Annotated in this window: 23 protein-coding genes and 1 pseudogene; 16 read left to right on the top strand and 8 right to left on the bottom strand. The window is 41.6% G+C overall.

The annotated features are described in order from the left end of the window. Positions 1-133: 133 nt before the first annotated feature. From ffh to tyrA, 6 genes are all read left to right on the top strand, one after another. Positions 134-1,510, top strand: coding sequence for a signal recognition particle protein (ffh, locus tag J8Z28_RS11900; protein WP_054551737.1), 1,377 nt, complete (start codon positions 134-136; stop codon positions 1,508-1,510). Positions 1,511-1,750: 240 nt separating this feature from the next. Further along, positions 1,751-1,999, top strand: coding sequence for a 30S ribosomal protein S16 (gene rpsP, locus J8Z28_RS11895; protein ID WP_054551736.1), 249 nt, complete (start codon positions 1,751-1,753; stop codon positions 1,997-1,999). A 17-nt stretch (positions 2,000-2,016) separates the two neighbouring features. Beyond that, a complete protein-coding gene (gene rimM, locus J8Z28_RS11890) occupies positions 2,017-2,550 on the top strand; it encodes a ribosome maturation factor RimM (RefSeq protein ID WP_054561890.1) in 534 nt (177 codons plus the stop codon). Beyond that, positions 2,550-3,317, top strand: a complete 768-nt coding sequence (trmD, locus tag J8Z28_RS11885) for a tRNA (guanosine(37)-N1)-methyltransferase TrmD (protein WP_054551734.1) — start codon at positions 2,550-2,552, stop codon at positions 3,315-3,317. The genes rimM and trmD overlap by 1 nt, the downstream gene beginning before the upstream one ends. 33 nt (positions 3,318-3,350) lie before the next feature. Next, on the top strand, positions 3,351-3,710 hold the full coding sequence (gene rplS / locus J8Z28_RS11880) for a 50S ribosomal protein L19 (protein WP_054551733.1): 360 nt from the start codon (positions 3,351-3,353) through the stop codon (positions 3,708-3,710). Between the two features lie 257 nt (positions 3,711-3,967). Continuing rightward, on the top strand, positions 3,968-5,101 hold the full coding sequence (tyrA, locus tag J8Z28_RS11875) for a bifunctional chorismate mutase/prephenate dehydrogenase (RefSeq protein ID WP_248527480.1): 1,134 nt from the start codon (positions 3,968-3,970) through the stop codon (positions 5,099-5,101). 91 nt (positions 5,102-5,192) lie between these two features. On the opposite strand, the gene nhaB is transcribed toward tyrA, so the two are convergent. Further along, positions 5,193-6,773, bottom strand: coding sequence for a sodium/proton antiporter NhaB (nhaB, locus tag J8Z28_RS11870; protein ID WP_054561888.1), 1,581 nt, complete (start codon positions 6,771-6,773; stop codon positions 5,193-5,195). Between the two features lie 233 nt (positions 6,774-7,006). Between nhaB and fadR the strand changes: the two genes are divergently transcribed. Together fadR and J8Z28_RS11860 are read left to right on the top strand one after the other, a co-directional pair. Next, complete coding sequence (fadR, locus tag J8Z28_RS11865) at positions 7,007-7,720, top strand: fatty acid metabolism transcriptional regulator FadR (protein ID WP_054561887.1); 714 nt, start codon at positions 7,007-7,009, stop codon at positions 7,718-7,720. Positions 7,721-8,004: 284 nt separating this feature from the next. After that, on the top strand, positions 8,005-8,610 hold the full coding sequence (locus J8Z28_RS11860; protein WP_054561886.1) for a peroxiredoxin C: 606 nt from the start codon (positions 8,005-8,007) through the stop codon (positions 8,608-8,610). 68 nt (positions 8,611-8,678) lie between these two features. On the opposite strand, the gene J8Z28_RS11855 is transcribed toward J8Z28_RS11860, so the two are convergent. Together J8Z28_RS11855 and smpB are read right to left on the bottom strand one after the other, a co-directional pair. Further along, entirely contained in the window at positions 8,679-11,204 is a 2,526-nt protein-coding gene (locus J8Z28_RS11855; protein WP_235575475.1) for a TonB-dependent receptor, read from the bottom strand. 265 nt (positions 11,205-11,469) lie between these two features. Then, the gene (smpB, locus tag J8Z28_RS11850; RefSeq protein ID WP_054551727.1) at positions 11,470-11,949 is read right to left on the bottom strand and encodes an SsrA-binding protein SmpB; all 480 of its coding nucleotides are present in this window, start codon (positions 11,947-11,949) and stop codon (positions 11,470-11,472) included. Positions 11,950-12,082: 133 nt separating this feature from the next. Here smpB and J8Z28_RS11845 point away from each other — a divergent pair, with 133 nt between their 5' ends. Together J8Z28_RS11845 and J8Z28_RS11840 are read left to right on the top strand one after the other, a co-directional pair. Next, positions 12,083-12,523: a type II toxin-antitoxin system RatA family toxin gene (locus J8Z28_RS11845; protein WP_054561884.1), complete on the top strand. Its 441-nt coding sequence runs from the start codon at positions 12,083-12,085 to the stop codon at positions 12,521-12,523. Further along, a complete protein-coding gene (locus J8Z28_RS11840; protein ID WP_055197025.1) occupies positions 12,520-12,846 on the top strand; it encodes an RnfH family protein in 327 nt (108 codons plus the stop codon). Before J8Z28_RS11845 ends, J8Z28_RS11840 begins: the two co-directional genes overlap by 4 nt. Positions 12,847-12,888: 42 nt before the next feature. Here J8Z28_RS11840 and J8Z28_RS11835 read toward each other — a convergent pair whose 3' ends face one another. After that, positions 12,889-13,251 (bottom strand): outer membrane protein assembly factor BamE, encoded by a 363-nt coding sequence (locus J8Z28_RS11835; protein ID WP_054551724.1) that lies wholly within the window; start codon positions 13,249-13,251, stop codon positions 12,889-12,891. 117 nt (positions 13,252-13,368) lie between these two features. Between J8Z28_RS11835 and J8Z28_RS11830 the strand changes: the two genes are divergently transcribed. Then, on the top strand, positions 13,369-13,686 hold the full coding sequence (locus tag J8Z28_RS11830) for a GIY-YIG nuclease family protein (RefSeq protein WP_062564301.1): 318 nt from the start codon (positions 13,369-13,371) through the stop codon (positions 13,684-13,686). Here the strand turns inward: J8Z28_RS11830 and J8Z28_RS11825 are convergent, their stop codons facing one another. From J8Z28_RS11825 to ilvC, 4 genes and pseudogenes are all read right to left on the bottom strand, one after another. After that, positions 13,687-14,598, bottom strand: a complete 912-nt coding sequence (locus J8Z28_RS11825) for a M20/M25/M40 family metallo-hydrolase (protein ID WP_250659485.1) — start codon at positions 14,596-14,598, stop codon at positions 13,687-13,689. Next, positions 14,540-15,724, bottom strand: coding sequence for a tetratricopeptide repeat protein (locus tag J8Z28_RS11820; RefSeq protein ID WP_250659484.1), 1,185 nt, complete (start codon positions 15,722-15,724; stop codon positions 14,540-14,542). Before J8Z28_RS11820 ends, J8Z28_RS11825 begins: the two co-directional genes overlap by 59 nt. A gap of 84 nt (positions 15,725-15,808) precedes the next feature. Next, positions 15,809-17,685 (bottom strand): annotated as a pseudogene (locus J8Z28_RS11815) (methyl-accepting chemotaxis protein). Positions 17,686-17,829: 144 nt separating this feature from the next. Further along, on the bottom strand, positions 17,830-19,302 hold the full coding sequence (gene ilvC / locus J8Z28_RS11810; RefSeq protein ID WP_055020946.1) for a ketol-acid reductoisomerase: 1,473 nt from the start codon (positions 19,300-19,302) through the stop codon (positions 17,830-17,832). Between the two features lie 146 nt (positions 19,303-19,448). Here ilvC and ilvY point away from each other — a divergent pair, with 146 nt between their 5' ends. The 5 genes from ilvY to J8Z28_RS11785 all read left to right on the top strand — a co-directional run bounded on the left by ilvY (position 19,449) and on the right by J8Z28_RS11785 (position 23,703). Continuing rightward, positions 19,449-20,351, top strand: a complete 903-nt coding sequence (gene ilvY, locus J8Z28_RS11805) for an HTH-type transcriptional activator IlvY (RefSeq protein ID WP_054561877.1) — start codon at positions 19,449-19,451, stop codon at positions 20,349-20,351. 206 nt (positions 20,352-20,557) lie between these two features. Then, on the top strand, positions 20,558-21,607 hold the full coding sequence (locus J8Z28_RS11800) for a GGDEF domain-containing protein (RefSeq protein WP_055197016.1): 1,050 nt from the start codon (positions 20,558-20,560) through the stop codon (positions 21,605-21,607). Between the two features lie 167 nt (positions 21,608-21,774). After that, positions 21,775-22,608 carry a MipA/OmpV family protein gene (locus J8Z28_RS11795; RefSeq protein ID WP_217876358.1) on the top strand — a complete coding sequence of 278 codons (834 nt, stop codon included), beginning with the start codon at positions 21,775-21,777 and terminating at the stop codon, positions 22,606-22,608. Position 22,609: 1 nt separating this feature from the next. Then, positions 22,610-22,996, top strand: a complete 387-nt coding sequence (locus J8Z28_RS11790) for a DUF3019 domain-containing protein (protein WP_055197014.1) — start codon at positions 22,610-22,612, stop codon at positions 22,994-22,996. 14 nt (positions 22,997-23,010) lie between these two features. Further along, a complete protein-coding gene (locus tag J8Z28_RS11785; protein ID WP_054562019.1) occupies positions 23,011-23,703 on the top strand; it encodes a response regulator in 693 nt (230 codons plus the stop codon). Positions 23,704-23,707 lie beyond the last annotated feature (4 nt).

Here is a 23,707-nt window from a genome sequence, read left to right as displayed (position 1 = left end):
CTTGAACACTGTATTGTCGACCACCATTTACGGTATACTGCTAGGAATTAAATTTTAATATTGCCTGTATTGTCGCCAAACTTGTTTGATTTATGTACATTGCAGGTGCAACACGTTTTATCGGAACCTTTACATGTTTGAGAATCTCCAAGAACGCTTAGGTAAAACCTTAAAAAATATCAGTGGCCGCGGACGCCTAACTGAAGACAATATAAAAGATACATTACGCGAAGTCCGCATGGCATTTTTGGAAGCGGACGTTGCATTACCTGTTGTTCGTGAGTTCGTTAAGCAAGTTAAAGAACGCGCTGTAGGTGTTGAAGTAACAAAGAGCTTAAGCCCTGGCCAAGTCTTTATAAAGATTGTTCGTGAAGAACTTGAAAAAGCCATGGGTGAAGCTAACGAAGAGCTAAGCCTTAATGCACAGCCGCCAGCGGTCGTGATGATGGCGGGTTTACAAGGTGCTGGTAAAACGACCAGTGTTGGTAAACTAGCTAAATTCTTAAAAGAGCGTAAAAAGAAATCTGTATTAGTTGTGAGTGCTGACGTTTATCGTCCGGCAGCAATCAAACAGCTTGAAACACTGGCTGATGAAGTGGGGGTTGAGTTCTTCCCGAGTGACATTTCACAAAAGCCGGTTGATATCGCAAACAATGCGATTTCGCACGCAAAGAAGAAATTCATTGATGTGGTATTAGTTGATACCGCAGGTCGTTTACACGTCGATAACGACATGATGGACGAGATCAAAGCACTTCACAGTGCGATTAACCCAATCGAAACCTTGTTCGTTGTTGATGCGATGACAGGTCAAGATGCAGCAAACACTGCAAAAGCATTTGATGAGGCGCTTCCTTTAAGTGGTGTGATCTTAACCAAGACCGATGGTGATGCTCGTGGTGGTGCTGCATTATCGATTCGTCATATTACCGGTAAGCCAATTAAGTTCATGGGTGTGGGTGAGCGCACTGATGCTCTTGAACCATTCCACCCTGACCGTATTGCTTCTCGTATCCTAGGTATGGGTGATGTACTTTCATTAATCGAAGAAGTCGAAATGAAAGTAGATAAAGAGAAAGCCGCTAAAGTTGCCGAAAAAGTATTTAAAGGCGATGGTTTCACATTAGATGACTTTGCTGAGCAACTTCGTCAGATGAAGAACATGGGCGGTATGATGTCGATGCTAGATAAGCTGCCAGGCATGCAAAACCTACCAGACGCTGTAAAAGGCCAGATGGGTGATAAAACTTTCGTACAAATGGAAGCTATCATCAACTCTATGACGCCAAAAGAGCGTGCTCGCCCGGAAATCATCAAAGGCTCGCGTAAAAAACGTATTGCAGCAGGTTCTGGCACTCAGGTGCAAGAAATCAATAAACTGCTTAAGCAATTTACGCAAATGCAGAAGATGATGAAGAAGATGAAAGGCAAAGGTGGCATGAAGAAAATGATGCGCGGCATGAAAGGCATGTTACCACCAGGTATGATGGGTGGCGGCCCTAAATTTTAATAGTGCTGTTTATTAAGTGTATAAAAAGGAGCATATAGCTCCTTTTTTTGTAGATAATTTATGCGTAGTTGTTAGCTGCATGTAAGATTTAAAGCCCAGATCAGTGTTTAATCAACTAAACTTACATTTTGCAGCAGTTCTTACTTGCAATGTTGCAAAAAACTCGTACAATTCCCCAGCTTCCCGTACTGGGGAGTAAATCTTATTAATGAAAACAGTCAATCTAATGTAGAGGACGGTATGGTAACTATTCGTTTGCAACGTGGTGGCGCTAAAAAACGCCCTTTCTATCAAATTGTGGTTGCGGATAGCCGTTTCTCGCGTGACGGTCGCTTCATCGAGAAAGTAGGTTTCTTTAACCCAATCGCTTCTGGTCAGGAAGAAAAAGTACGTTTAGATTTATCTCGTGTTGATCACTGGGTAGGTCAAGGCGCATCTCTTTCAGATCGCGTAGCTAAGTTAGTTAAAGACGCTCGTAAAGCGGCTTAATAGGCGTAAGAGTAACCATGAGTCAAGAGAACACCTCGTATATTACAGTAGGAAAGCTCGGTGCCCCGTATGGTATAAAGGGCTGGCTTAAGGTGCATTCATTTACTGATGATCCCGAAGGGATCTTCGATTTCAGCCCATGGTTGATAGGGCAACAAGGTAAATGGCAGACCTTAGAAGTGGTCGACTGGCGTCGCCACAACAAAGGCTTTATCGCTAAAGTTGCGCAAGTAAACGACCGAGACGAAGCAATGGCTTTAACCAATGCAGAAATCTCAGTAGATGCAGCGCAGCTACCAGAATTACCGCAAGGTGAATTCTATTGGCGAGATCTGATCGGCATGTCTGTTGTAACTGATAAAGGTTATAACTTAGGCACTGTTGATGACCTAATGGAGACAGGGTCAAATGACGTTTTGGTTGTGAAAGCAAACAAAAAAGATGCATTTGGCCAAGCAGAGCGTTTAATTCCTTTCTTAACAGATTCTGTTATTAAAGAAGTTAAACATGATGCAAGAGAAATTACCGTAGACTGGGACCCAGGGTTTTAATGTCACAAACGAGTTCGCTATGGGTAGGGGTGATAAGCCTTTTCCCGGACATGTTTGATGCGATTACCACCCAAGGGGTAACAGGTCGCGCAGTTAAAAATGGTCTAATCGACTTTAACTGTTGGAACCCACGTGACTATGCTACTGATAAGCATAGAACTGTGGATGATCGTCCTTACGGGGGCGGTCCTGGCATGTTAATGATGGTTGAACCATTGAAACAAGCTATCCTTGACGCTAAAAAAGCGGCAGGTGATGGTGCAAAAGTAATTTATATGTCACCGCAAGGGCGCAAATTAGATCAGCAAGGTGCAAGCGAGCTTGCACAATCAGAAAAGCTGATTTTAATTGCAGGTCGCTATGAAGGTATAGATGAGCGAATTATAGAATCATACGTTGACGAAGAATGGTCAATTGGTGATTTTATTTTAAGTGGTGGTGAGCTACCCGCGATGACGCTAATTGATGCAGTAGCACGATTAGTACCAGGGGTGTTAGGTCATAACCAGTCAGCTGAGCAGGATTCATTTTCGAATGGCTTGCTTGATTGTCCTCACTATACACGGCCAGAGACATTGGATGATAAACAGGTGCCTGCTGTATTACTCAGCGGAAACCACCAAGAAATCGCTAAGTGGCGCACAAAGCAATCACTTGGTAGAACTTGGCTTCGTCGTCCTGACTTGTTGCATAACCTAGCTCTGACTGAGGAGCAAGCGGCACTCCTTGCTGAATTTCAGCAAGAGTACCAACAAGCTTGTGGCTAGAAGACAGTTACACCTAGGAAAGTGAGAAATATAATGGCAAAAGTAAACCAAAATATTATTAAAGCGCTTGAAGAAGAGCAGCTTAAAACAGACGTACCAGCATTCGGCGCTGGTGATACAGTAGTTGTACAGGTACGTGTAAAAGAAGGTAACAAAGAGCGTCTACAGGCCTTTGAAGGTGTTGTAATCGCTAAGCGTAATCGTGGTCTTCACTCAGCATTCACAGTTCGTAAAATCTCGAGCGGTGAAGGTGTTGAGCGTGTATTCCAAACGCACAGCCCTCTTATCGATAGTATCTCAGTTAAACGTCGCGGTGCAGTTCGCCGTGCGAAACTTTACTATCTACGTGAGCGTTCTGGTAAATCTGCACGTATTAGAGAAAAACTTAACTAATACGCGCTGTTTTACAACGCAAAATAAAACGGGTTGCAGCCTTAGGTTGCAACCCGTTTTGGTTTTTATACCACAAAAAAATTTCTCTCCCCTGAGAAATACTCCCTTCTAGATTATCTGTTATCCCTTTATGAGCTATGCTACATGCACGTTAGGGCTTTGTGCTTTGGCTGTTATCCTGTTACTATAATTTGTATTAAAAGCTTTACTTTTTTGTATATAAATATTTACGTTTTAAGGGTTTGAGGTGTGGTAACGTGGTAACAGTGAATGATCTAGCTGATTTAAGAGCAGGAATAGATGAATGTGATGCGCAATTGGTGGCATTACTGGCAAAGCGTAATGGGATTACAGAAAAAATAGGCGCAATTAAGCAACAAATCGGTGCTCCATTACATGCACCTGATCGCGAGGCTGATTTACTCGCGGCACGTCGTCAAGAAGCAATCGCACAAGGGGTTAACCCTGAGTTAGTTGAGGACATCCTACGCCGTATGATGCGTGAAGCCTATCAGAATCAGCAAGGTAGCCTTGCTTGTGTTGCGCCTCAGTTATCACCTATTGTAATTGTTGGTGGTGAAGGTGCAATGGGCCAGTTGTTTGCACAACAGTTTACTCGTTCAGGTTATGAAGTGCGTATTTTAGATAAAGCACAGCAAGCACAAAGTGAAACGATATTAAAAGGGGCAAAATTGGTTCTTGTTAGTGTGCCAATTAATGCACTTGAGCAAGTTGTCGCAGCGTTACCAACACTTGATGATGACTGTTTACTGGTTGATATTACCTCAGTTAAGCAAAAACCTTTAAAAGCACTTATGGCGGCACATAGCGGCCCTGTAGTTGGCTTACACCCCATGTTTGGCCCAGATATTTCACATTGGGTAAAGCAAACGGTCGTCGTGTGTGAAGGGCGAGATCATGAAGTGGCTAAAGGGTTAATGGCACAACTACAAGTTTGGGGCTGTCAAGTAGTTGAAATGGATGCTAAAAAACACGATGAAGCAATGCAGATCATTCAGGTTATGCGCCACTTAACAACCTTTGTATATGGCCAGTTTCTTGCCAAGCAAAGCCATACACTTGCAGAGCTTCGCAGCTGCTCATCACCCATTTATCAATTAGAGTTAATGATGGTAGGGCGCTTATTTGCCCAATCGCCAGAGCTTTACTCTGACATCATGTTAGCGCAATTCGACGATGTAGAAGCACTGCTTGCCAACTACCAAGATACTTTTGCAGACACGCTAGAAAAGCTAAAAGCAGGGGATAAAGCATCATTGATTGCCGCATTTGCTGATGCGAAAGAATACTTCTCTGATGCAACTGCACATTTCTTAACGCAAAGTCGCAGCTTACTCAATAAAGCAAACGACGCGAAAGTACTTGATTAAATGCCTCTTATTTAGCAAAAAAGAGCTCTAGCAAAAAAGCCCGCATCAAGCGGGCTTTTTAGTTGCAAATAAATTGTTTTAAATAATCGTTTTAATGACCACCTAATGAGCCAGGTAACGCACCGCTGTGGTGATTGATTAATCCCCATTGATAAAGTAAGTCAGTCATATCTGAAAGGCTGAATAAAGTCATGCTCAAGCCAACAATCGTCAACACTATGGTATAAGGTAGCGCCATGTATACCATGCGTCCATAAGATAGCCTTAACACAGGGGCTAATGTTGATGTAAGCAAGAATAAGAATGCAGCTTGTCCATTTGGTGTAGCAACACTTGGCAGGTTGGTACCGGTATTAATTGCTACAGCTAACAAATCAAACTGATCACGGGTAATTTGACCTGCCTGTAACGCAGCAGCCACTTCATTGATATACACAGTACCCACGAAAACGTTATCGCTGACCATCGACAGAATACCGTTGGCAATAAAGAACATCACTAGTTGCAGCTGACCTTCAAAGGTAAGCACCCATGCGATCACAGGTGTAAATAAATGCTGGTCGATAATAACTGCGACAATTGAGAAGAATACGCAAAGTAATGCTGTGAATGGTAGGGCTTCTTCAAATGCTTTACCTAACTGGTGTTCTTCAATAATACCAGCACTGGCTGTGGCAAAAATAATTACAGACAAACCAATTAAACCAACAGTGGCTAAGTGAAGGGCTAAACCTATGATCAACCAAACAGCAATGAAAGCTTGAATCGCTAGGTTCACTTTGTCGCGTGTGGTGCGTTTTTTCTCAAGCTTTTTAGCATGATCCGATAAAATCGTGTGGATGGGGGCAGGGAGTTTTGCGCCGTAACCAAAGGCTTTAGTTTTTTCGAGTAAGAAAGTAGTGGCAATACCGGCAATCATAACGGGTAAAGTAATAGGCAACATTCGGAAGAAAAATTCGCCAAATAACCAGCCAGCACGCTCAGCAATGATCAAGTTCTGTGGCTCGCCTACCATGGTACAAACACCGCCTAAGGCAGTACCAATTGATGCATGCATTAATAAGTTACGAAGAAAAGCACGAAACTCTTCAAGCTCCTGACGATTGACAGGGCGAACTTGGTTATCGTCATTAATATCATGCTCGCTGCTAGAGTCTTTTCCTGATGCAACCTTGTGGTAAATACTGTAAAAGCCCATCGCGACAGCAATAACAACGGCCATTACCGTTAACGCATCTAAGAAAGCAGATAAAAAAGCCGCAGCAATCGTGAACGACAGCGACAATACGGTTTTACTTCGCACCGAAACAACCAGCTTTGTGAAGATATACAAAAGCAAGTCTTTCATAAAATAGATGCCGGCAACCATAAAGATAAGTAACAGGATCACATCGATATTCTGAACTATTTCATGTTCAACTTGGCCGGCGGTTGTCATGCCGATAAATAAGGCCTCAATTGCTAATAAGCCTCCCGGTTGTAGCGGGTAACATTTAAGCGCCATGGCGAGTGTAAAAATAAACTCTAGCACTAACACCCATCCTGCCAGGTAAGGGTTAAGTTGAAATAACACCGGGTTGATTAGTAAAAACGCAATAATGGTGTATTTATACCACTGTGGTGAAGTCCCCAAAAAATTTTTAAATATTGCTGGTAAAACGCGCTGCTGCATGGCCGTACCTTTTAAAAGTGCTGGTTGTTATTGTTAATATTTGGAAATTCAATATACCGAAAGTATTGTTATTTGGTGTACTTTTAATCCAAAAGGTCATTTATTTATCGAGATTTTACAGATTTTTATGCACTGCGGAGTTAGTTTACTTGTTAGTTGCTGATCATCTGGTACAATCAGTGAGTTGAACACCAAATGCGGTAAAAGTAGTTGCTAACTCAAGTGGAAATTGGATGAGAATTTTTAAAGCGAAAAGCCCAGCAGGTTTTGCTGAAGAATACATTGTTGAATCTATTTGGAATGGTGACTTTCCGCCTGGCTCAATTCTTCCTGCTGAACGTGAATTGTCAGAGCTGATTGGTGTAACACGTACAACCTTACGTGAAGTACTTCAGCGTCTAGCCCGTGATGGCTGGCTAACGATTCAACACGGTAAACCTACCCGTGTAAATAACTTCTGGGAAACCTCGGGTCTTAACATTTTAGAGACGCTAGCACGTCTTGATGAAGACAAAATGCCAGAGCTTACAGACCAATTACTTTCTGCTCGCACTAATATCAGCGCAATTTATACCCGTGCGGCTATTAAACTTGCCCCAGAGCGTGTAATTGAAATTTTATCGCAAAGTGAAGAACTTGAAGACAGTGCTCAAGCATTTGCTGATTACGATTATAAAGTTCACCATGAATTAGCAGTAGCAGGTAATAATCGTATCTATGTGCTTATCTTAAATGGTTTTAAAGGTTTCTACTCAAAAATTGGCTGCCATTACTTCTCTGATTCACGTACTCGTGAATTAGCGCGTCAGTTTTATAAAGACCTAACAGAGCTTGCTGAGCGTCGTGAGCATGACGGTGCGATTTCTATGATGCGTAAATATGGTCATCAAACAGGTGAAATCTGGCAGCAAATCCGTGGTGATATGCCAGAAGATATCATGGACTAAGCGTCTGTATTGATATTCATTTAAGAACCCAGCTAAAAGCTGGGTTTTTTGTGTTCTATGGGTCAATTTGCACACTAATATAGAGTTATCTCAATCCACGTTTATAGCGAATCAATTTTTCCGATTAAGCATATCGTTTTTTTCGATTGTTCATTTGTCTGTAACCTCATTAAACTATCTTGCAAATTATCAATACTTACTCTTGGTTTTTGATTTTTAGTAACCATATCTAAGTGAGTATTGCATAGGCAATTGGAAATAAACTCAAATATTTGGAGATAAAAATGGGTGTATTAGTTGGCCGTCAGGCACCAGACTTTACTGCAGCAGCTGTTCTTGGTAACGGTGAAATCGTTGAAAACTTCAACCTAAAAGAAACTATCAAAGGTAAAAAAGCAGTTATCTTCTTTTACCCGTTAGACTTCACTTTCGTTTGTCCTTCAGAGCTAATCGCTTTCGACAAGCGTTTTGAAGAGTTCCAAAAGCGTGGCGTTGAAGTAATCGGTGTTTCTATCGATTCACAATTCTCACACAATGCATGGCGTAACACTGCCGTTGCTGACGGTGGTATTGGTCAAGTTAAATATGCACTAGTTGCAGACGTTAAACACGAAATCTGTCAAGCATACGACGTTGAGCACCCAGAAGCAGGTGTTGCTTTCCGTGGTTCTTTCCTAATCGACGAAGAAGGTAACGTACGTCACCAAGTAGTTAACGACCTTCCACTAGGCCGTAACATCGACGAAATGATCCGCATGGTTGACGCGCTAGCGTTCCACAGCGAGCACGGTGAAGTATGTCCAGCTGGTTGGACTGAAGGTAAAAAAGGTATGGACGCAAGCCCTGCAGGTGTTGCTAAATTCCTTTCTGAAAACGAAGGTGACCTATAATCTAGGCCTTAGTTAAAGAATTAAAAAACCCGCCAATTGGCGGGTTTTTGTTTTTAAGCTCAACGAGATTAGTTAAAGCGCATTGTTAGCTTAGTATAGAAATAACGACCACGTGGGTTATGTACGCTTGATACATAGCCATATAAGTCGCCATCACCATCACCGATTGCAAACGGAGGATCTTCATCAAACACGTTATTCACACCCACAGAAAGTTTGATTTTCTCTGAGAAGTTATACGCAGTTTGTAAATCAACTAGCGTTTGTGAATCAACCATACGTGATGTGTTGCTATCAAAGTCTAGATTACCGTCAAAGTCGATATCTGGCGTATCTTCAAACTCGCCAGTGTAACTAACGTTTACATTAGTATTGAAGTCACCCATTTCCCAGTTTGTTGAGAAAATCCAACGGTTTTCAGGGTAACGGTACTCGCCAGTGTAATCGCGGCCATCTTTCTTAAATTCGTTTTGGTAAGCCCATTCTAAATTGAATTTTAAGAAGCCATAATCGTTCATCGCATGCGTGTAGTTAGCCGATACATCGACACCAGATACCTCTTGTGATGAAACGTTTTCAAAGGTGCTGTAAACTTTTTGGATTACACCTAAACTCTGACCATTTTGTGGTGCTAAACGCACACACACAGTGCTGTTTTGGTCATTACAGTTGTTATCGTAAATAGGGCCGAACTCTTGCTCGTCAATCTTATTATCTTGAGTAATGCTCCATACATCGATTCCAAAACCAAATTCAGCGGTAGGTGCCCAAATGAAACCCACATTCCATGACTCTGATTCTTCAGCTTCAAGGTTCGGGTTACCCGCAAATTGGATATTGTAATCAAGCGCATTACAGTCAAGTCCCGTTGCCTGACAACGGTAAGTATCTACAAAGAACTGACTCTCTTCAGATGGACCTAAACCAATTTGTGCCAGTGAAGGCGCGCGGAAACCTTGAGCCCATGAGCCACGCACAGTGATTGAATCAGTTGGTGCCCAGCGAACAGCTACTTTAGGGTTTGTTGTTGAGCCAAAATCGCTGTAGTCATCGTATCGACCCGCTAATTGCAGTTCTAGGTTATCCGCTAAAGGAATTGAAAACTCAATATATGCTGCGTATTGGTCGCGTTCAGCAGCGGCTGAGACAGATTCAGTACCAAAGATTAAACCACGTTGGAATTGATCGTCTGGAATATCGCTTACATCTTCTTCACGGTATTCAATACCAGCAGCCATCATCACCACATCATCGCCAAAGCTGAATGCTTCACCACTGATATTTGCATCAAATGAAGTCATATGAGACTCACCACGGCGCACTAAGCTTGTCGTGATACGGTCAATCACTGCTTGGTCATTATAGGTGCCACCAAATGGGTTATAGTTACCAGCATCGATTTCTTGTTGTAAGAAATCAGTGCGCACCCAACCTTGGCTTCTGTCACCGGTTTGCATTGATTTACTGCGACCTTTTTGCACTGCGGCTTCCCAGCTCCAGTCACTGATCTCACCTTTTAGGCCTGCAACAAAACGCAGCGTATCTGATTCAATATCCCATTGGCGAGGGCCGGCATCTACCGTTCTGTAGCGACCAATTTCGATATCTTGGCCAAACGGGTTGTTAGGGTGGCTTGCTGGCACGGTAAGGCCTGCGTCTTCATCAAGAGGCGTTGGTGCACCTGCAGCTTGCGACGTATTATGTTGTACTGCAACCTCTAAGAAAGCTGAAATACCATTGTCGAAGTTATATTCAAATTGTGAGATAGCACCGACACGCTCAGATGCTGGAGTTACGTAACCATATGGGCCGTAGTCAAATAAGCAGCTGCCACTTGCAGTTGCATTTTCTGCCGGACAGGCCGGATCAATGGTTTTTTCACCATCTACATAGAAGTAGCCTGGGAAGCCACGGGATGAGCGAAAATCCATACCACCGTATGGTTCTTGGTTTGCTGTGCCTAGGCGGCCCATTTCATCAGAAGAGAGCGCGGTATTGTTAAAATAATCAATAATAATTGATGCGCTGCTTTTCTCTGTACTGGTACCCCAAACTAGGCTTGCTGTTTTTTCTTCGTAGTTAGGACCGTCAGTGCCACCATATCCAAGGTTTACCTCTAGGCCGTTAATATCTTTTTTTAAGATAATATTAACTACACCTGCAACTGCATCAGAACCATAAATAGCTGATGCGCCATCCTTTAAAATATCGATACGCTCAATCGCAGAGACAGGGATTGAGTTGATATCAACAAACGAATTAGTAATGCTTTCAGCAAAAGCGCTAATAGATACACGACGGCCATTAATAAGTACCAATGTTGCGTCTGAGCCTAAGCCTCGAAGGCTGACTGCTGCAGCACCATTAGCTGTAGAGTCTTGGTTATTACCGCGAGTAGAGAAAGTACCATTACCTGCAACTGGCATACGTTCTAATAGTTGTTGTAGGTTGTCGTAGCCCATGTTATCGATGTCTGCACGACTGATTGATTGAACCGGTGATGGCCCTTCAATATCTGAGCGCTTAATGCGAGAACCTGTAACTTCAATACGCTCGACCTTTTCAGCTCCGTCTGACTCTGCAGCAGCTGACATAAAACTTGTGCCTGCTAATGCTGCAACTGTAAATGCATAGAGAGGTCGTTGTATAAAGCGATGGGTGTTCTTCATATATTTCAATCCTTGTATAATTGTGAAAGTGTTGTGAATTAATCACGACAAAGATTGATATCATGTAAATGCAGGAGATTGAAATAGCAAAAAAGTATGGGTTTATTAAGGGGTTAAGGTTCTTAAGTAGGGAAAGTTAGGACTGGTAAGGGGTACGAGCCTACCAAAAAGGTTAGGCTCATTTCATAAATTAAGCTTTATGTTTCATCAGGCGTTCTTTTTCACGCGCCCAATCTTTATTTTTTCCGTCTTCACGTTTGTCGTGCATCTTTTTACCTTTAGCAAGGTGGAACTCCAACTTCACCCAGCATTTTTTCCAGTACATTGCAGTCGCGATTAATGAAAAACCTTCGCGTTCTGTAGCACCGATAAGACGATCGATTTCACGCTTATTTAAAAGTAACTTACGATACCTTAAAGGATCGCAAATTACGTGAGTAGAAGCACTGTTGAGAGGCTGAATTTGACTGCCAAGTAAAAATGCTTCGCCGTTTTTAATGTGAATATAAGTCTCAGAGATGTTTACTTTACCAGCTCGGATACTTTTTACTTCCCAGCCCTGTAGTTCAACCCCTGCTTCGAACTTATCGTGTAAAAAATACTCATGACGCGCTTTTTTGTTAAGCGCGATGGTATTACTTGTCGATTTAGATGATTTTTTCTTAGCCATAGTGGCTCATATTATACGTAAAAACAGCGTTTTTACATCGCTTTTTTAAGGCTTTGCAGATATTTTCGTGTTACTAAAATTTGGGGAAATAGCCAAAGCTTGCTAAAATTCGCCGACAAAGTTGGGAGTGAATATGCCGCAAATAGAAAAAAGTGCGCTGGTAATGTACAGCAGCAAAGAAATGTTTGATTTAGTGAATGATGTTGATGCTTATCCAGAGTTTTTACCACATTGCTCAGATGCTAAAATCGTCACACAACAAGCCAGTGGCATGACGGCCAGTTTAGAGATCTCAAAAGCGGGTTTAAAAAAGTGGTTCACTACCGAAAATACCTTCATAGATGAGCAAACTGTTGCACTACGCTTAGTCGATGGCCCATTTAAAAAGCTGCAAGGTAAATGGCATTTTTTACCGCTGGACGATAAAGCATGTAAAGTTCAGCTTCACCTTGAGTTTGAATTTGCTAGTAAACTTATTGAGATGGCTTTCGGAAAAGTATTTAACGAAGTCGCTAAGAACATGGTTAATGCATTTACACAACGTGCTAAAACTGTATATGGAGTTCGCCCATGATCACTGTTGAAGTGGTTTTTGCTTTACCAACAACGGCAACCAGTTTGCTGGTAGAAGTACCAGTAGGTACTACAGCTGAGCAAGCGGTGATTAAGTCAGGTATTATTGATAAGTGCCCAGAAATAGACGCAAATAACCTAACGCTTGGGATTTGGAATCGTACTTGTAAACTGCATCAAGAAGTAAAAGATGGCGATCGCATAGAAATCTATCGACCGCTTATTGCTGATCCAAAGGATGCACGCAGACGCCGGGCTGAAAAAGCCAAAGAAGAGGGCCGAGCCAACAAAGTGACGGGCGGTCGCCCTTTAAATAAAGCATAAAAAAGGGTAGCTTAGGCTACCCTTAATTAATTCGAATTAAGATTACTCTTGTTCAAGCGGCGTATTAAATTCGCTAGGTTGTTCATAGTCTCCCGACAACGAAACAAGCTTATCGTTTTCAAAGTTAATAGTGAGTGACTTTCGTTGCTCGTTGCTACGACCAAGGTTGAATACGTACAGGTAGTGCCAGGTATTTTTATCAAATGAGTCTTCAGCTACTGGCTTGCCTAGTACATACAGTACTTGCTCGCGAGTCATATTTACACGAAGCTTATCTACATCTGATTGCTCTAGGAAGTTACCTTGAGGAATGTTGATTCGGTAAACCCAGCTTGAACACCCTGCTGTAGCACTTAAAGTAAGGGTAAGTACTAACCAAAAAGAAAAAGTTTTAAACGACTGCATTATTTGTTTGAATCCTTATTTTTTATACACTGCATGATACCGATTAGTCACAGAAGGTAAAACCCTTTTCAGTAATTGTTTTTACTGAAATGCGATTAACAATCACGAGGCACAGATTTGACCACAGCAAACCCAGAAAGTTTACAGCAGCCTATAAAAAACAACGAAAATTCAGAGGCTCTGTGGCATTTGTATATAGTGCAGACACGTTTAGGTCATTGGTACACTGGGATCAGCACTAACGTTGAAAAGCGCTTTATGCAGCATCAAGCGGGAAAAGGGGCTAAAAACCTCAAAGGCAAAGGGCCTTTAACACTTATCTATCAACAGCAGGTAGGTAATCGTAGTGAAGCAACTAAACTTGAAATAAGCGTAAAAAAGCTCAGCAAAGCACAAAAAAGGCAGTTTGTTTTAACCTCTGAACTACCCAAATAACTAACTTGGAAGCTTTTCAATAAATAGGGCTATTTTCGCCATGGCATATTCGAACAATGTAAAGTCGATGTGCGCCGCCGTGTCGGTGCTTTGATGATGATGTTTATCGTGTCCGATGCCAAAATAAATGTATGGGATCCCGGCTTTAGCGAATGAATAATGGTCACTTGCTCTGCGCCAATCAACTTTGAGATCAAATAATCGATTCAGCCTCGCTGACGAGCTAGTTGCCATAAAGGTTAGATGCTCATCAGATAGGGTTTTAATGTCAGTTTGATATTGCGCTAATGATTGCTTATCTAAAAACGCATAGATACGCGGTTTTCGTGGGTTTACAACGAGCATATCTAAATTAATATTAAGTTTGATTTCGTTTTTATTAAGTGTCGATACCAAGTACTCGCTACCATGTAGGCCATTTTCTTCTGCATCGGTTGCAACAAAAACTAATTGATAGGGCTGGGGGCTTTGTGCAAAGTGTTTAGCTAAATAAAGTAAAGCGGCAACGCCGCTGGCATTGTCATTAGCACCAGGATAAAGCCGACTGCCTTTTTGCCCTAGGTGATCATAGTGGGCAGTAAAAATAACTTTTTTACAGTTTTCACAGCGGCTATTTTGGGACGCAATAATGTTCCGTCCTGTAGCCTTACCAAAGAATCCTGATTGATAAGTAAAACCTTGTTCATTAACCGAATAGCCAAGTGCTACAAAGCGCTCTACTATGAAGTCGGCGGCTAATTTCGCGCCCTCGGTATTCGTTTTTCGTCCTGCAAATTGAGCCGATGTTAGCGTTATGATGTCGTGTTCTAAGTCTGTATTGGCAAATGCTTGCCCAATGCTTATCAGTACAGCACTAGCGGTAATCAATAAGCTTTGCAGTATGCGAGCGAAGCGCTTGTAATTTACTCTCATAACGCTGTTTATCATGATCAAAGTCTGCTTTATTGTTAGCCATAGTTAAATACTTTTTAGCCAGCTTTAAGTCACCCAATTGATAGTAGGTTCTCGCTAAACCAAAATCAGTATCATGCAGGGTTGGGTTTAAGTCACGGGCTTTTTTGTAGTGCTTTATGGCATCTTGATAACGGGCGGTTGTATAGGCGTCGTTTCCTAAAGAAATATGGTAATACGGGTTTGCTTGGCGTTTATTATCAAGCTTGGCTAATATAGCTTGACCTTGCTCTTTACGATTGGTCAGGTTATAGAGTCTTGCTAAATTGCCTAAGGCGGTGTTGTTGTCTGGATCTAAACTAATCGCGTATTGGTAGGCTGTTTCAGCACTTTGATAGTCACTCGTTAATCTGAATAACACGCCAAGATTACCCCATGCACCTGAGTAGTTGCTATCAATATCAACTGCTGCTTTGTAATAGCTAAAAGCAGTATCATAATCATGTTTTAGCATCGCAGCTGCACCTTTATTGTTATAAAACATTGCTGTGATGCGGGCTTTATTGATGTTGCTAGTTTTAAACGCTTCTTGGCGGCTGTTAGGGTCAAAGTCTATCACTAAAGAGCGCTCTTCTGGGTAAATGACTTTTCTATTTACCACAAGTTTTTGAGCTTCACTTACTTTTAAGTTGATATGGCCTGTGAGTAAATTAAAGCCATTATCAAGTGCCCAATATTCTGGGATATGCACTTTTTGAAATTGCCCTGCAAGGCCGAGGTAGTCAGCAAGGCTATAGGCTAAAATCGATAACGATAAACAGTTAGCGTTTAAATTTGAGTAGGCTTGATTAGCGGTTAAGGTAGCACCAGATTGATAAGATAAAGATGCATCGCCATTTTGCAACAGGAACTTCAGCAAACGTTTAGTGCTTTGCAATGAACGGCTGTCTTTTGGAAAAGCACTATCAAGTTGCTCTTTAACATGTTCGCTTAATGCAAAAATCTCTTGTTGAGTTTCAACTGGGGTTTGAGTAAACGTATTACTTTGCGTCAAAGCAAGTGGTGGGGGAGCGGTGTTATTTTCTGTACTACTACACGCTGTTAATAAGCAAAAGCTTGAGGCTAAAACAATGCTAGGTAATTTCATCTGACCCTCTTAATTCATGGCCTAATACCATTTAAGTATAGGCCGTGAATGAAAAAGGGTCAGGGTTAACTGTTACAAAACGTGTCAGCGTTTATCAAATGTCGCAACAAGGTCATCAAGGGTTTGCGCACTGTTCGCTAAGTCTTTGATTGCTTGTTCACTGTCAATTTGTTCACGCATGACGTTATCACTAATGTCACTTATTTGCTCAATGTTACGACCCACATCTGCCACAACATTACTTTGCTCTTCGGTCGCAGTTGCTATTTAGGTTGCCATATCGTTTATTTCATTGGCAGCATCGTTAATGGCATTAAGTAATTCAACAGAGCTCTGCATTGCATCAACGCTTAATTGAGCTTGCGATTTCGAGTGATTGATGTGATTAACCACTAAATCAGAGGTACTGGTAAGTTCACTGATCATAGTTTGAATTTCAGTTGTTGATTGTGAAGTGCGATTTGCAAGCGCTCTTACTTCATCAGCTACAACAGCAAAGCCTCGGCCGTGCTCACCCGCACGAGCAGACTCAATCGCTGCGTTGAGTGCTAACAAGTTGGTTTGCTCAGAAATACCCCTGATAGAGTCAACAATACTGGCGATAGCTTGCGTTTTATTTGCCAACTCGTTTACTTGCTCGGTGATATTATCGATATCACATGCCAGCTCTATTATCGCTTCTTTACTTTGCGTTACTTGAGTATGGCTTTGTTCGGTATTTTGTTTACTGTTTTCAGTGAGCTTTGCCGTGTTTGCTGCGCTTGAGGCAATTTCTTGCACTGTCGCACCCATTTCATTAATTGCCGCAGCAACAGAGATTGTTTGCTCTTTTTGATTATCAAGTGCTACTGAGTTCTTTTGTGCTTGCTGAAACACATGATCAGCGCTTTGTCTGATTTCACTACTCTCTTGAGCTACTTGGCTAATTGCAGTTTCAATCTTAGAGATAAATTGGTTAAAGCCAGCAGATAAGTTAGCAAGTTCTGGCTGCTCAGAGTCAGGAAGTCTATATGCTAAATTAGCATCACCAGAGCCTAAACGGGTGAATAACTCAGCCATTTTCGACAGCGGCGATGAAAGCGTGCGTGCAAGCACTAAACCAGCAAAACTTGCGATCAGCGCAATCACTATTGCAAAGCTGATGATTTGCCATTGTAAAACCTGAATACTCGAAAACACCTCGTGCTTAGGTACTTGGGCAATAACAAATAAATCGGTGTTTTTAATTGGACTTGCAGCCACTAAGGTTGCTTCACCATTAAGATCAATCTCTTGTAAATTGAAGTCGCTTTGCGTTAGCAAAGTTTGCGTGATACCCGTTTTATAAACGTCATCCAATTTAGCTTTAGCGACCTTATTTTCGTCTTTATGTAACTGTATGAGGCCGTTTTTATCGGCAACAAATACAAAACCGGTTTCTTCGATTTGGAAGCGCTGCAGCATAGCCTGCATATCGTCAATGCTTTTAGCAAGGCCTGCTAAACCAATGCCGTTGGTTTGCTGGTGGTTTACAAACATTTTCACATCAGTCGGTGATTCTTGATAGATACTGATAGAAAAAGGCTGTGCGGTGTTTGTAAACGCAAAAAACCGTCTTGGTTCCAATATTGTGCCGTTTCACGATTAGCCCACGAGGCGGTTGCTAAATCGTATTGCTTAACAAGGCGGTTAAGTTCTTTTAGCAGTGTTTTATCATCAGTATTGCCTGAACGCGCCCACTCTAATACAAACTCGTTACTAGAGAGTTGCTCAGCTGCACTGATCATTTGATTTATATCGTGAGTAATATAGTTATCAATTGCTTGAAGTTTGCTAGGTAGCTCAGATTCTATCATTCGTTTTTCGATGATTTGTTTTGCACTGTATATCGCTGTTGCGCCGATTAACGCAGCAACAATGAGAGCTATAGAACTGCCAAGCAGTGTAATTTTTTTAGTAATGGTGAGTTGATTTAACGCCATGAAAGTGTCTTAGTTTACAACATTTAAGTCAGTAATTTTAGCATACACTTTACAGATGACGAATCAATGTAGGGACAAAAAAAAAGCCCAAAGCATATAAGCAATTGGGCTTGGTTTCTAACAAGCGAAACTTACTTTCCAGGGTTAAACAATTTTCTTCATTGCTGACATGTAACCACGTAGCTTGCTACCAATGATTTCAACCGGGTGCTCGCGTAGTGCTTTATTCACGGCAATCAAGGTTTGGTTATCAACTTGGTTGCTTGCACTATCAAGACCTTTACCAATCACATCTGTATCGATGCCTTTCATAAAGTCTTGTAGCAGCGGTAAACACGCGTGGTTGTATAAGTAACAGCCATACTCTGCAGTATCTGAAATAGTTCGGTTCATTTCGAAAAGCTTCTTACGAGCAATGGTGTTTGCGATAAGCGGCGTTTCGTGTAGTGATTCATAGTAAGCAGATTCAGCGATGATACCTGCGGCAGTCATGGTTTCGAAAGCAAGCTCAACACCTGCTTTAACCATGGCAACCATTAAAATACCTTGATCGAAGAATGCTTGCTCGCTGATCTCTTGGTCGGTATTTTGTTGCTTTTCGAATGCAGTTTCGGCAGTTTCTGCGCGCCATGCTAGTAATTTTGCGTCATCTTCAGCCCAGTCAGCCATCATACCGCGAGAGAATTCGCCGCTGATGATATCGTCCATATGCTTGTTATAAAGTGGACGCATAATTGTTTTAAGTTCTTCACTTAATTCAAATGCTTTCACTTTTGCTGGGTTTGATAAGCGGTCAAGCATGTTAGTTACGCCACCATACTTAAGTGCTTCAGTGATCACTTCCCAACCGTATTGGATTAGTTTTGATGCGTAACTTGCATCAATGCCTTTTTCGACCATTTTATCGAAGCAAAGTAGTGAGCCTGTTTGTAACATGCCACATAGAATCGTTTGCTCACCCATTAAGTCAGATTTAACTTCTGCAATGAATGATGATTTTAATACACCCGCACGATGACCGCCGGTACCTGCTGCATAAGCTTTAGCTTGCGCTAAACCATGGCCTTGAGGGTCGTTTTCTGGGTGAACCGCAATTAATGTTGGTACACCAAAGCCACGTTTGTATTCTTCACGTACTTCTGAACCAGGGCACTTAGGTGCAACCATGATTACTGTTAAGTCTTCACGGATTTGCATGCCTTCTTCAACAATGTTGAAGCCGTGTGAATAAGCAAGTGTTGCACCTTGTTTCATTAACGGCATGATGGCAGTTACAACAGCCGTATGTTGTTTATCAGGCGTTAGGTTTAATACTACATCTGCTGTTGGGATAAGCTCTTCATATGTGCCTACAGTAAAACCATTTTCAGATGCGTTTAAGAAAGATTGACGACGCTCAGCAATAGCTGACTCACGAAGAGTATAAGAAACATCTAAACCTGAATCACGTAAATTTAAACCTTGGTTAAGGCCTTGTGCGCCACAACCGACAATAACGAGTTTTTTCCCTTTTAAAGCGTCTACACCATCAGCAAACTCTGCTGGGTCCATAAATTCACACTGCGCTAATTGCGCTAACTGCTCTCTTAAAGGAAGAGTATTAAAATAATTCGCCATTGTTAGTGTCCTATAAATACAATTTTGTTAGAAAATCAAAGAACCGACGTGGTGTTCTTTGTATGTATTAACACTATGCAATTTTTTACCTTGCGTAAAATGATATATTTGAATTAAAGTGTTTCATAAAATGAAATGGTGGCGATATGGATCACAAACATCTTAATTACTTTTTGGCGTTAGCTAAGACGCTGCACTTTGCTAGGGCCAGTGAGCTTTGTCATATCAGTGCGCCAACATTGAGCCGCAACATCAAGCAACTTGAAGAAGAAGTTGGGGTAGTGCTGTTTAATCGGGATAATCGCACCGTCAAATTAACTCGCGAGGGTGAGTCATTTATTGAGTACGCTAATGCGACGCTGGCTAACTGGCACCGTTTTAAGGCTAACGTACAAGAGCCGCAACAGCATGTTTATGGCAATGTCAGTATTTATTGCTCAGTAACAGCCTCTTATAGTTTTTTACACCAAATACTTGAGCAACTGCGAATGCAGCATCCATATATTGAAATTACCCTCAATACCGGTGATCCTGCTCTTGCAATAAATCGTGTTTTAGATGGCCATGAAGATATGGCAATTGCTGCAAAACCGATGAAGTTACCAGGGCAAATAGCCTTTACCAGCGTTGGTTACTCACCATTAGTACTGATAGCACCAAAAATAGCATGCCCGATCAGTGAAAAGCTTTCTGCCAGTGAACAAATTGATTGGTCAGATTTAGAATTTATTGTTGCTGAGCAGGGGTTATCAAGGCAACGTCTTGAGCAGTGGTGGCGTAAAAAGAATATTCATGGCCGTATATATGCGCAGGTTGCAGGTCATGAAGCTATGGTTTCTATGGTGAGCTTAGGCTTAGGTATTGCCATGGTGCCAAAAATTGTACTGGATAACAGCCCGCTCAAAGATAAAGTACAAATAGTGAGTGATGCAGAGCAGACTATTGCAGGATTTGAAATTGGTCTAGCTGTTTTAAATAAAGAGCGCCATGATCCGGCACTCAACGCAATTTGGAGTATTGCTCAATCGCTTACTCAGCAAGCAATCTAGCTTAAGATCTAGTCAATAACACTTTATTGTTAAATATATTATGTTGATACAAATGACTTAATTTAAATTAATCATTTAGTATTGGTTTTTGTAAAAAATATTCGTGGTTTTTGCTGGTTTTACGTTTGTAAAATCCTTTTTCATTGATTTTTTTAATGGGGTTGATACCGTATTTTAAAATAATAAAACCTTCATGGCCTAGACTCATGATACTTTCAGCGCAAGCCGAACACTCTTTAAGCTACTCGAGCCACTGTCTGAAGCTCGCAATTCCTCTAATGGTTAAGTACAAAATGCCAATTACTCCGCTTAATTATGCGCTTTGGTATTGTTATGTTAGCGAAAAGAACCAAGACTTAAACGAAGAGCTTGATAGTATTATTAAAAAGCACAATACCTGTAGCCATGAGCAGGCAAAGCACCTTTTCAACAAGTATTTATCTCGGGACGACTTGGCACTATTTTATCAGCTATCTGGCGGCTTTAATGATGTTGTTGGTAAAGTGCATCAAGATATCAATGAGGCACTTAGTTACTCAGCTGAATTCAACCAAGCTTTGCAAGAATGCCGTGACACACTAACTAGTGCAGATATAAGTCAGGAAAGGGGCTTTGATGATGTACTTGATTGTGTCGAGCGCTTAAGTGACGAGTCGGCAGCTTTGCAAAGTCGTGCACAAGATTTTCAAAATCAGCTTGCGCTGGCATACTCTGAAATTACAGAATTAAAACAAGAGCTTGTCAGGTCTAGAAGTAAAGCCGAAAAAGACCCGCTTACTGGGCTTTATAACCGCGGTAAGTTTGATGAAGATATCACGCGGTTTTGTCAAACCAATGACTTAGCTGAAGTCACTGTTCTTACTATGGTTGATATCGATCACTTTAAACAATTTAACGACACTTTTGGTCATCAAAAAGGAGACCAAGTTTTGCGTGCAGTTTCAGCAAAACTACTTAAACATGTATCTAGTGTTGGTCAGGCCTATCGTTATGGTGGTGAAGAGTTTTGTTTCACCGCACAGTTTGCAAGTATCAGTGACATGACTAATTTTACTCAGCAGCTGCGTCATGCTGTCGCTAAATTACAGATTAAAGAGCCTAAATCTAATAAGGTGTTAAGCCAAGTCACTGCTAGCTTTGGTATTGCTATAAAAGCTAAAAATAGTAATCCAGAACAACTCATAGCAAAAGCCGATAAAGCACTCTATTTAGCCAAAGAGCATGGCCGAAATCGTATCGAAATCGTCGAAGAGTAACAAACTTAACCGATATATGTATCAAATTTGTGAATAGTTGTAACCTTGCAACGACAGTTTGTTCACATCTTGATATTATGCTCTTATTGCAAAACCCCTTTGGTCGTAAAATAACAATGAAATCACAAACGATCAGGATGTGCGCAGCGGTTTATGTATTGATAGGCATGCTAGTAAGTCAAGCAAGCGCCGATGACTCAACGCGCACTGAACGTGAAAGCCGTGTGGCAAATCAACAGATCGATACCCAGCAGTGGCACCTAAGTATTAATACGGGAGCTGGGGTGATCACGAACCCTCTTCATGGTGGTGATAACTTACCATTAATTGTGCTGCCTGAAATCGCTTTTTATGGTGAAAAATGGTTCTTTGATAATGGCCGTTTAGGTTATTCATTCCAAGAAAGCGATACTCATGTTGTTAATTTCGTAACCGAGTTCAACCCTGAGACTCGCTTCTTTATAGATTTTCACCCTAGCAATGTTTTCGCACTGCAAACATCGAATAGCTTTATTGTTGAATCGACCACCAGTAATGAACTGGCAGAAAAGTCAGTATCTACGAACGATATTAAAAAGAGACGATGGGCATTAGATGCTGGCTTAAGCTATCACTATATTCATAATAATCATGTGATTTCTTTACAGGCACTAGCCGATATTTCGGGCGTTTATAAAGGCCTTCGTAGTGCTTTACAATGGCAATCACATCACCGAATAGGAAACCTATCTGTCGCACCTAGCTTAGGGGTTTGGTACAAATCAGCCAGACTAAATGATTATTTTTATGGTTTATCGGCTAAAGAGTCCTCATATGGGGAAATAGATGTTGGCAGTAGTTGGCAACCTTATGCTAAAATCGACGCCCGTTGGCCCCTGAGTGAGGCTAACTCTCTTCGTTTTCATTTAGCATATTATGACTACTCAGCCGTGGATGACAGTCCGCTTTTTGAACACACGTACTCGATGACTGCATTTATAGGATTCAATCATATTTTTTAATATGAAGTATTTTGTTTTTAGTCTGTGTGTGTTTGCTGCTGTTATTTGGGCTACCCCAAGCCATGCGCAAGCGACTCAGTTTGATATCACGCCAAAAGTGTGTGTTGTATTACAACAGCACGAATTTTGTGATCTTGAGTTAAAAATCAGCTGGCAAACACAGCTGCCTCAAGATCTGTGTTTGTTTCAAAATAACCAACAAATTCAATGCTGGAACGACAGCAAAAAAGGGCTTTACAGCCATAAAGCGCGGGTTCAGGTTGAAACAATATACTCCTTAGTCAATCCGCACACGGGGAGCAAAATTGCGACCGCAAAAGTCGAAGTGCAAAGCACCGAAGCAAAAACAACGAGGCGTAGATTACGCTCACCGTGGAGCTTTTTTTAATTCAGGAGCAACCAATGGCAAAGATTTTACTTGTTGAAGATGATCTCGGCTTACAGCAGTTAACACGTGATTACCTTCAACATAATGGGTTGGATGTTGCGGTCCTTGAACGCGGCGACGAAGTATTTGAATACCTTGAAAACAACCCAGTTGATTTAATGATTTTAGATGTCATGTTACCGGGTAAAGATGGCTTTAGCGTTTGCCGTCAGGTACGTGATAAATTTAGCTTACCTATCTTAATGCTGACAGCTAAAGGTGAGGACTTTGACCAAGTGATTGGCCTTGAACTTGGCGCAGATGATTATGTAATTAAGCCTGCAGAACCTCGTGTATTGTTAGCACGTATCAATGCATTGTTACGTCGCGGTCAAGCTACAAACAAAGCGCCAGAAGAGCTTAGCTTTGGCGATTTAACCATTGATAAAACTAGCCGCATTGTTACACTTAAAGGCAGTGAAATTACACTGACTTCTCATGAATTTGAGCTGCTTTGGTTGCTTGCGTCAAATGCTGGTGAAGTGTTAAGTCGTGAGCATGTTCATCAACACATGATTGGTCGTCAATATGATGGTTTAGACCGAACCGTTGACGTACGTGTATCGCGTATCCGTAAGAAATTAGGTGATAACAGTGATAAACCATACCGAATTAAAACAGTTTGGGGACAGGGATACCTTTTTGTATCTGACGCATGGGATATGTAATTTT

Source organism: Pseudoalteromonas sp. SCSIO 43088, assembly GCF_023650795.1.
Taxonomy (GTDB): domain Bacteria; phylum Pseudomonadota; class Gammaproteobacteria; order Enterobacterales; family Alteromonadaceae; genus Pseudoalteromonas; species Pseudoalteromonas shioyasakiensis.
This window is presented reverse-complemented; position numbering and strand designations above follow the sequence as displayed.

Coding starts and splice junctions, on each gene's coding strand:
- ffh (WP_054551737.1), top strand. CDS start 134: ATGTTTGAGAATCTCCAAGAACGCTTAGGTAAAACCTTAAAAAATATC.
- rpsP (WP_054551736.1), top strand. CDS start 1,751: ATGGTAACTATTCGTTTGCAACGTGGTGGCGCTAAAAAACGCCCTTTC.
- rimM (WP_054561890.1), top strand. CDS start 2,017: ATGAGTCAAGAGAACACCTCGTATATTACAGTAGGAAAGCTCGGTGCC.
- trmD (WP_054551734.1), top strand. CDS start 2,550: ATGTCACAAACGAGTTCGCTATGGGTAGGGGTGATAAGCCTTTTCCCG.
- rplS (WP_054551733.1), top strand. CDS start 3,351: ATGGCAAAAGTAAACCAAAATATTATTAAAGCGCTTGAAGAAGAGCAG.
- nhaB (WP_054561888.1), bottom strand. CDS start 6,773: ATGCAGCAGCGCGTTTTACCAGCAATATTTAAAAATTTTTTGGGGACT.
- fadR (WP_054561887.1), top strand. CDS start 7,007: ATGAGAATTTTTAAAGCGAAAAGCCCAGCAGGTTTTGCTGAAGAATAC.
- J8Z28_RS11860 (WP_054561886.1), top strand. CDS start 8,005: ATGGGTGTATTAGTTGGCCGTCAGGCACCAGACTTTACTGCAGCAGCT.
- J8Z28_RS11855 (WP_235575475.1), bottom strand. CDS start 11,204: ATGTCAGCTGCTGCAGAGTCAGACGGAGCTGAAAAGGTCGAGCGTATT.
- smpB (WP_054551727.1), bottom strand. CDS start 11,949: ATGGCTAAGAAAAAATCATCTAAATCGACAAGTAATACCATCGCGCTT.
- J8Z28_RS11845 (WP_054561884.1), top strand. CDS start 12,083: ATGCCGCAAATAGAAAAAAGTGCGCTGGTAATGTACAGCAGCAAAGAA.
- J8Z28_RS11840 (WP_055197025.1), top strand. CDS start 12,520: ATGATCACTGTTGAAGTGGTTTTTGCTTTACCAACAACGGCAACCAGT.
- J8Z28_RS11835 (WP_054551724.1), bottom strand. CDS start 13,251: ATGCAGTCGTTTAAAACTTTTTCTTTTTGGTTAGTACTTACCCTTACT.
- J8Z28_RS11825 (WP_250659485.1), bottom strand. CDS start 14,598: ATGAGAGTAAATTACAAGCGCTTCGCTCGCATACTGCAAAGCTTATTG.
- J8Z28_RS11820 (WP_250659484.1), bottom strand. CDS start 15,724: ATGAAATTACCTAGCATTGTTTTAGCCTCAAGCTTTTGCTTATTAACA.
- ilvC (WP_055020946.1), bottom strand. CDS start 19,302: ATGGCGAATTATTTTAATACTCTTCCTTTAAGAGAGCAGTTAGCGCAA.
- ilvY (WP_054561877.1), top strand. CDS start 19,449: ATGGATCACAAACATCTTAATTACTTTTTGGCGTTAGCTAAGACGCTG.
- J8Z28_RS11800 (WP_055197016.1), top strand. CDS start 20,558: ATGATACTTTCAGCGCAAGCCGAACACTCTTTAAGCTACTCGAGCCAC.
- J8Z28_RS11795 (WP_217876358.1), top strand. CDS start 21,775: ATGCTAGTAAGTCAAGCAAGCGCCGATGACTCAACGCGCACTGAACGT.
- J8Z28_RS11790 (WP_055197014.1), top strand. CDS start 22,610: ATGAAGTATTTTGTTTTTAGTCTGTGTGTGTTTGCTGCTGTTATTTGG.
- J8Z28_RS11785 (WP_054562019.1), top strand. CDS start 23,011: ATGGCAAAGATTTTACTTGTTGAAGATGATCTCGGCTTACAGCAGTTA.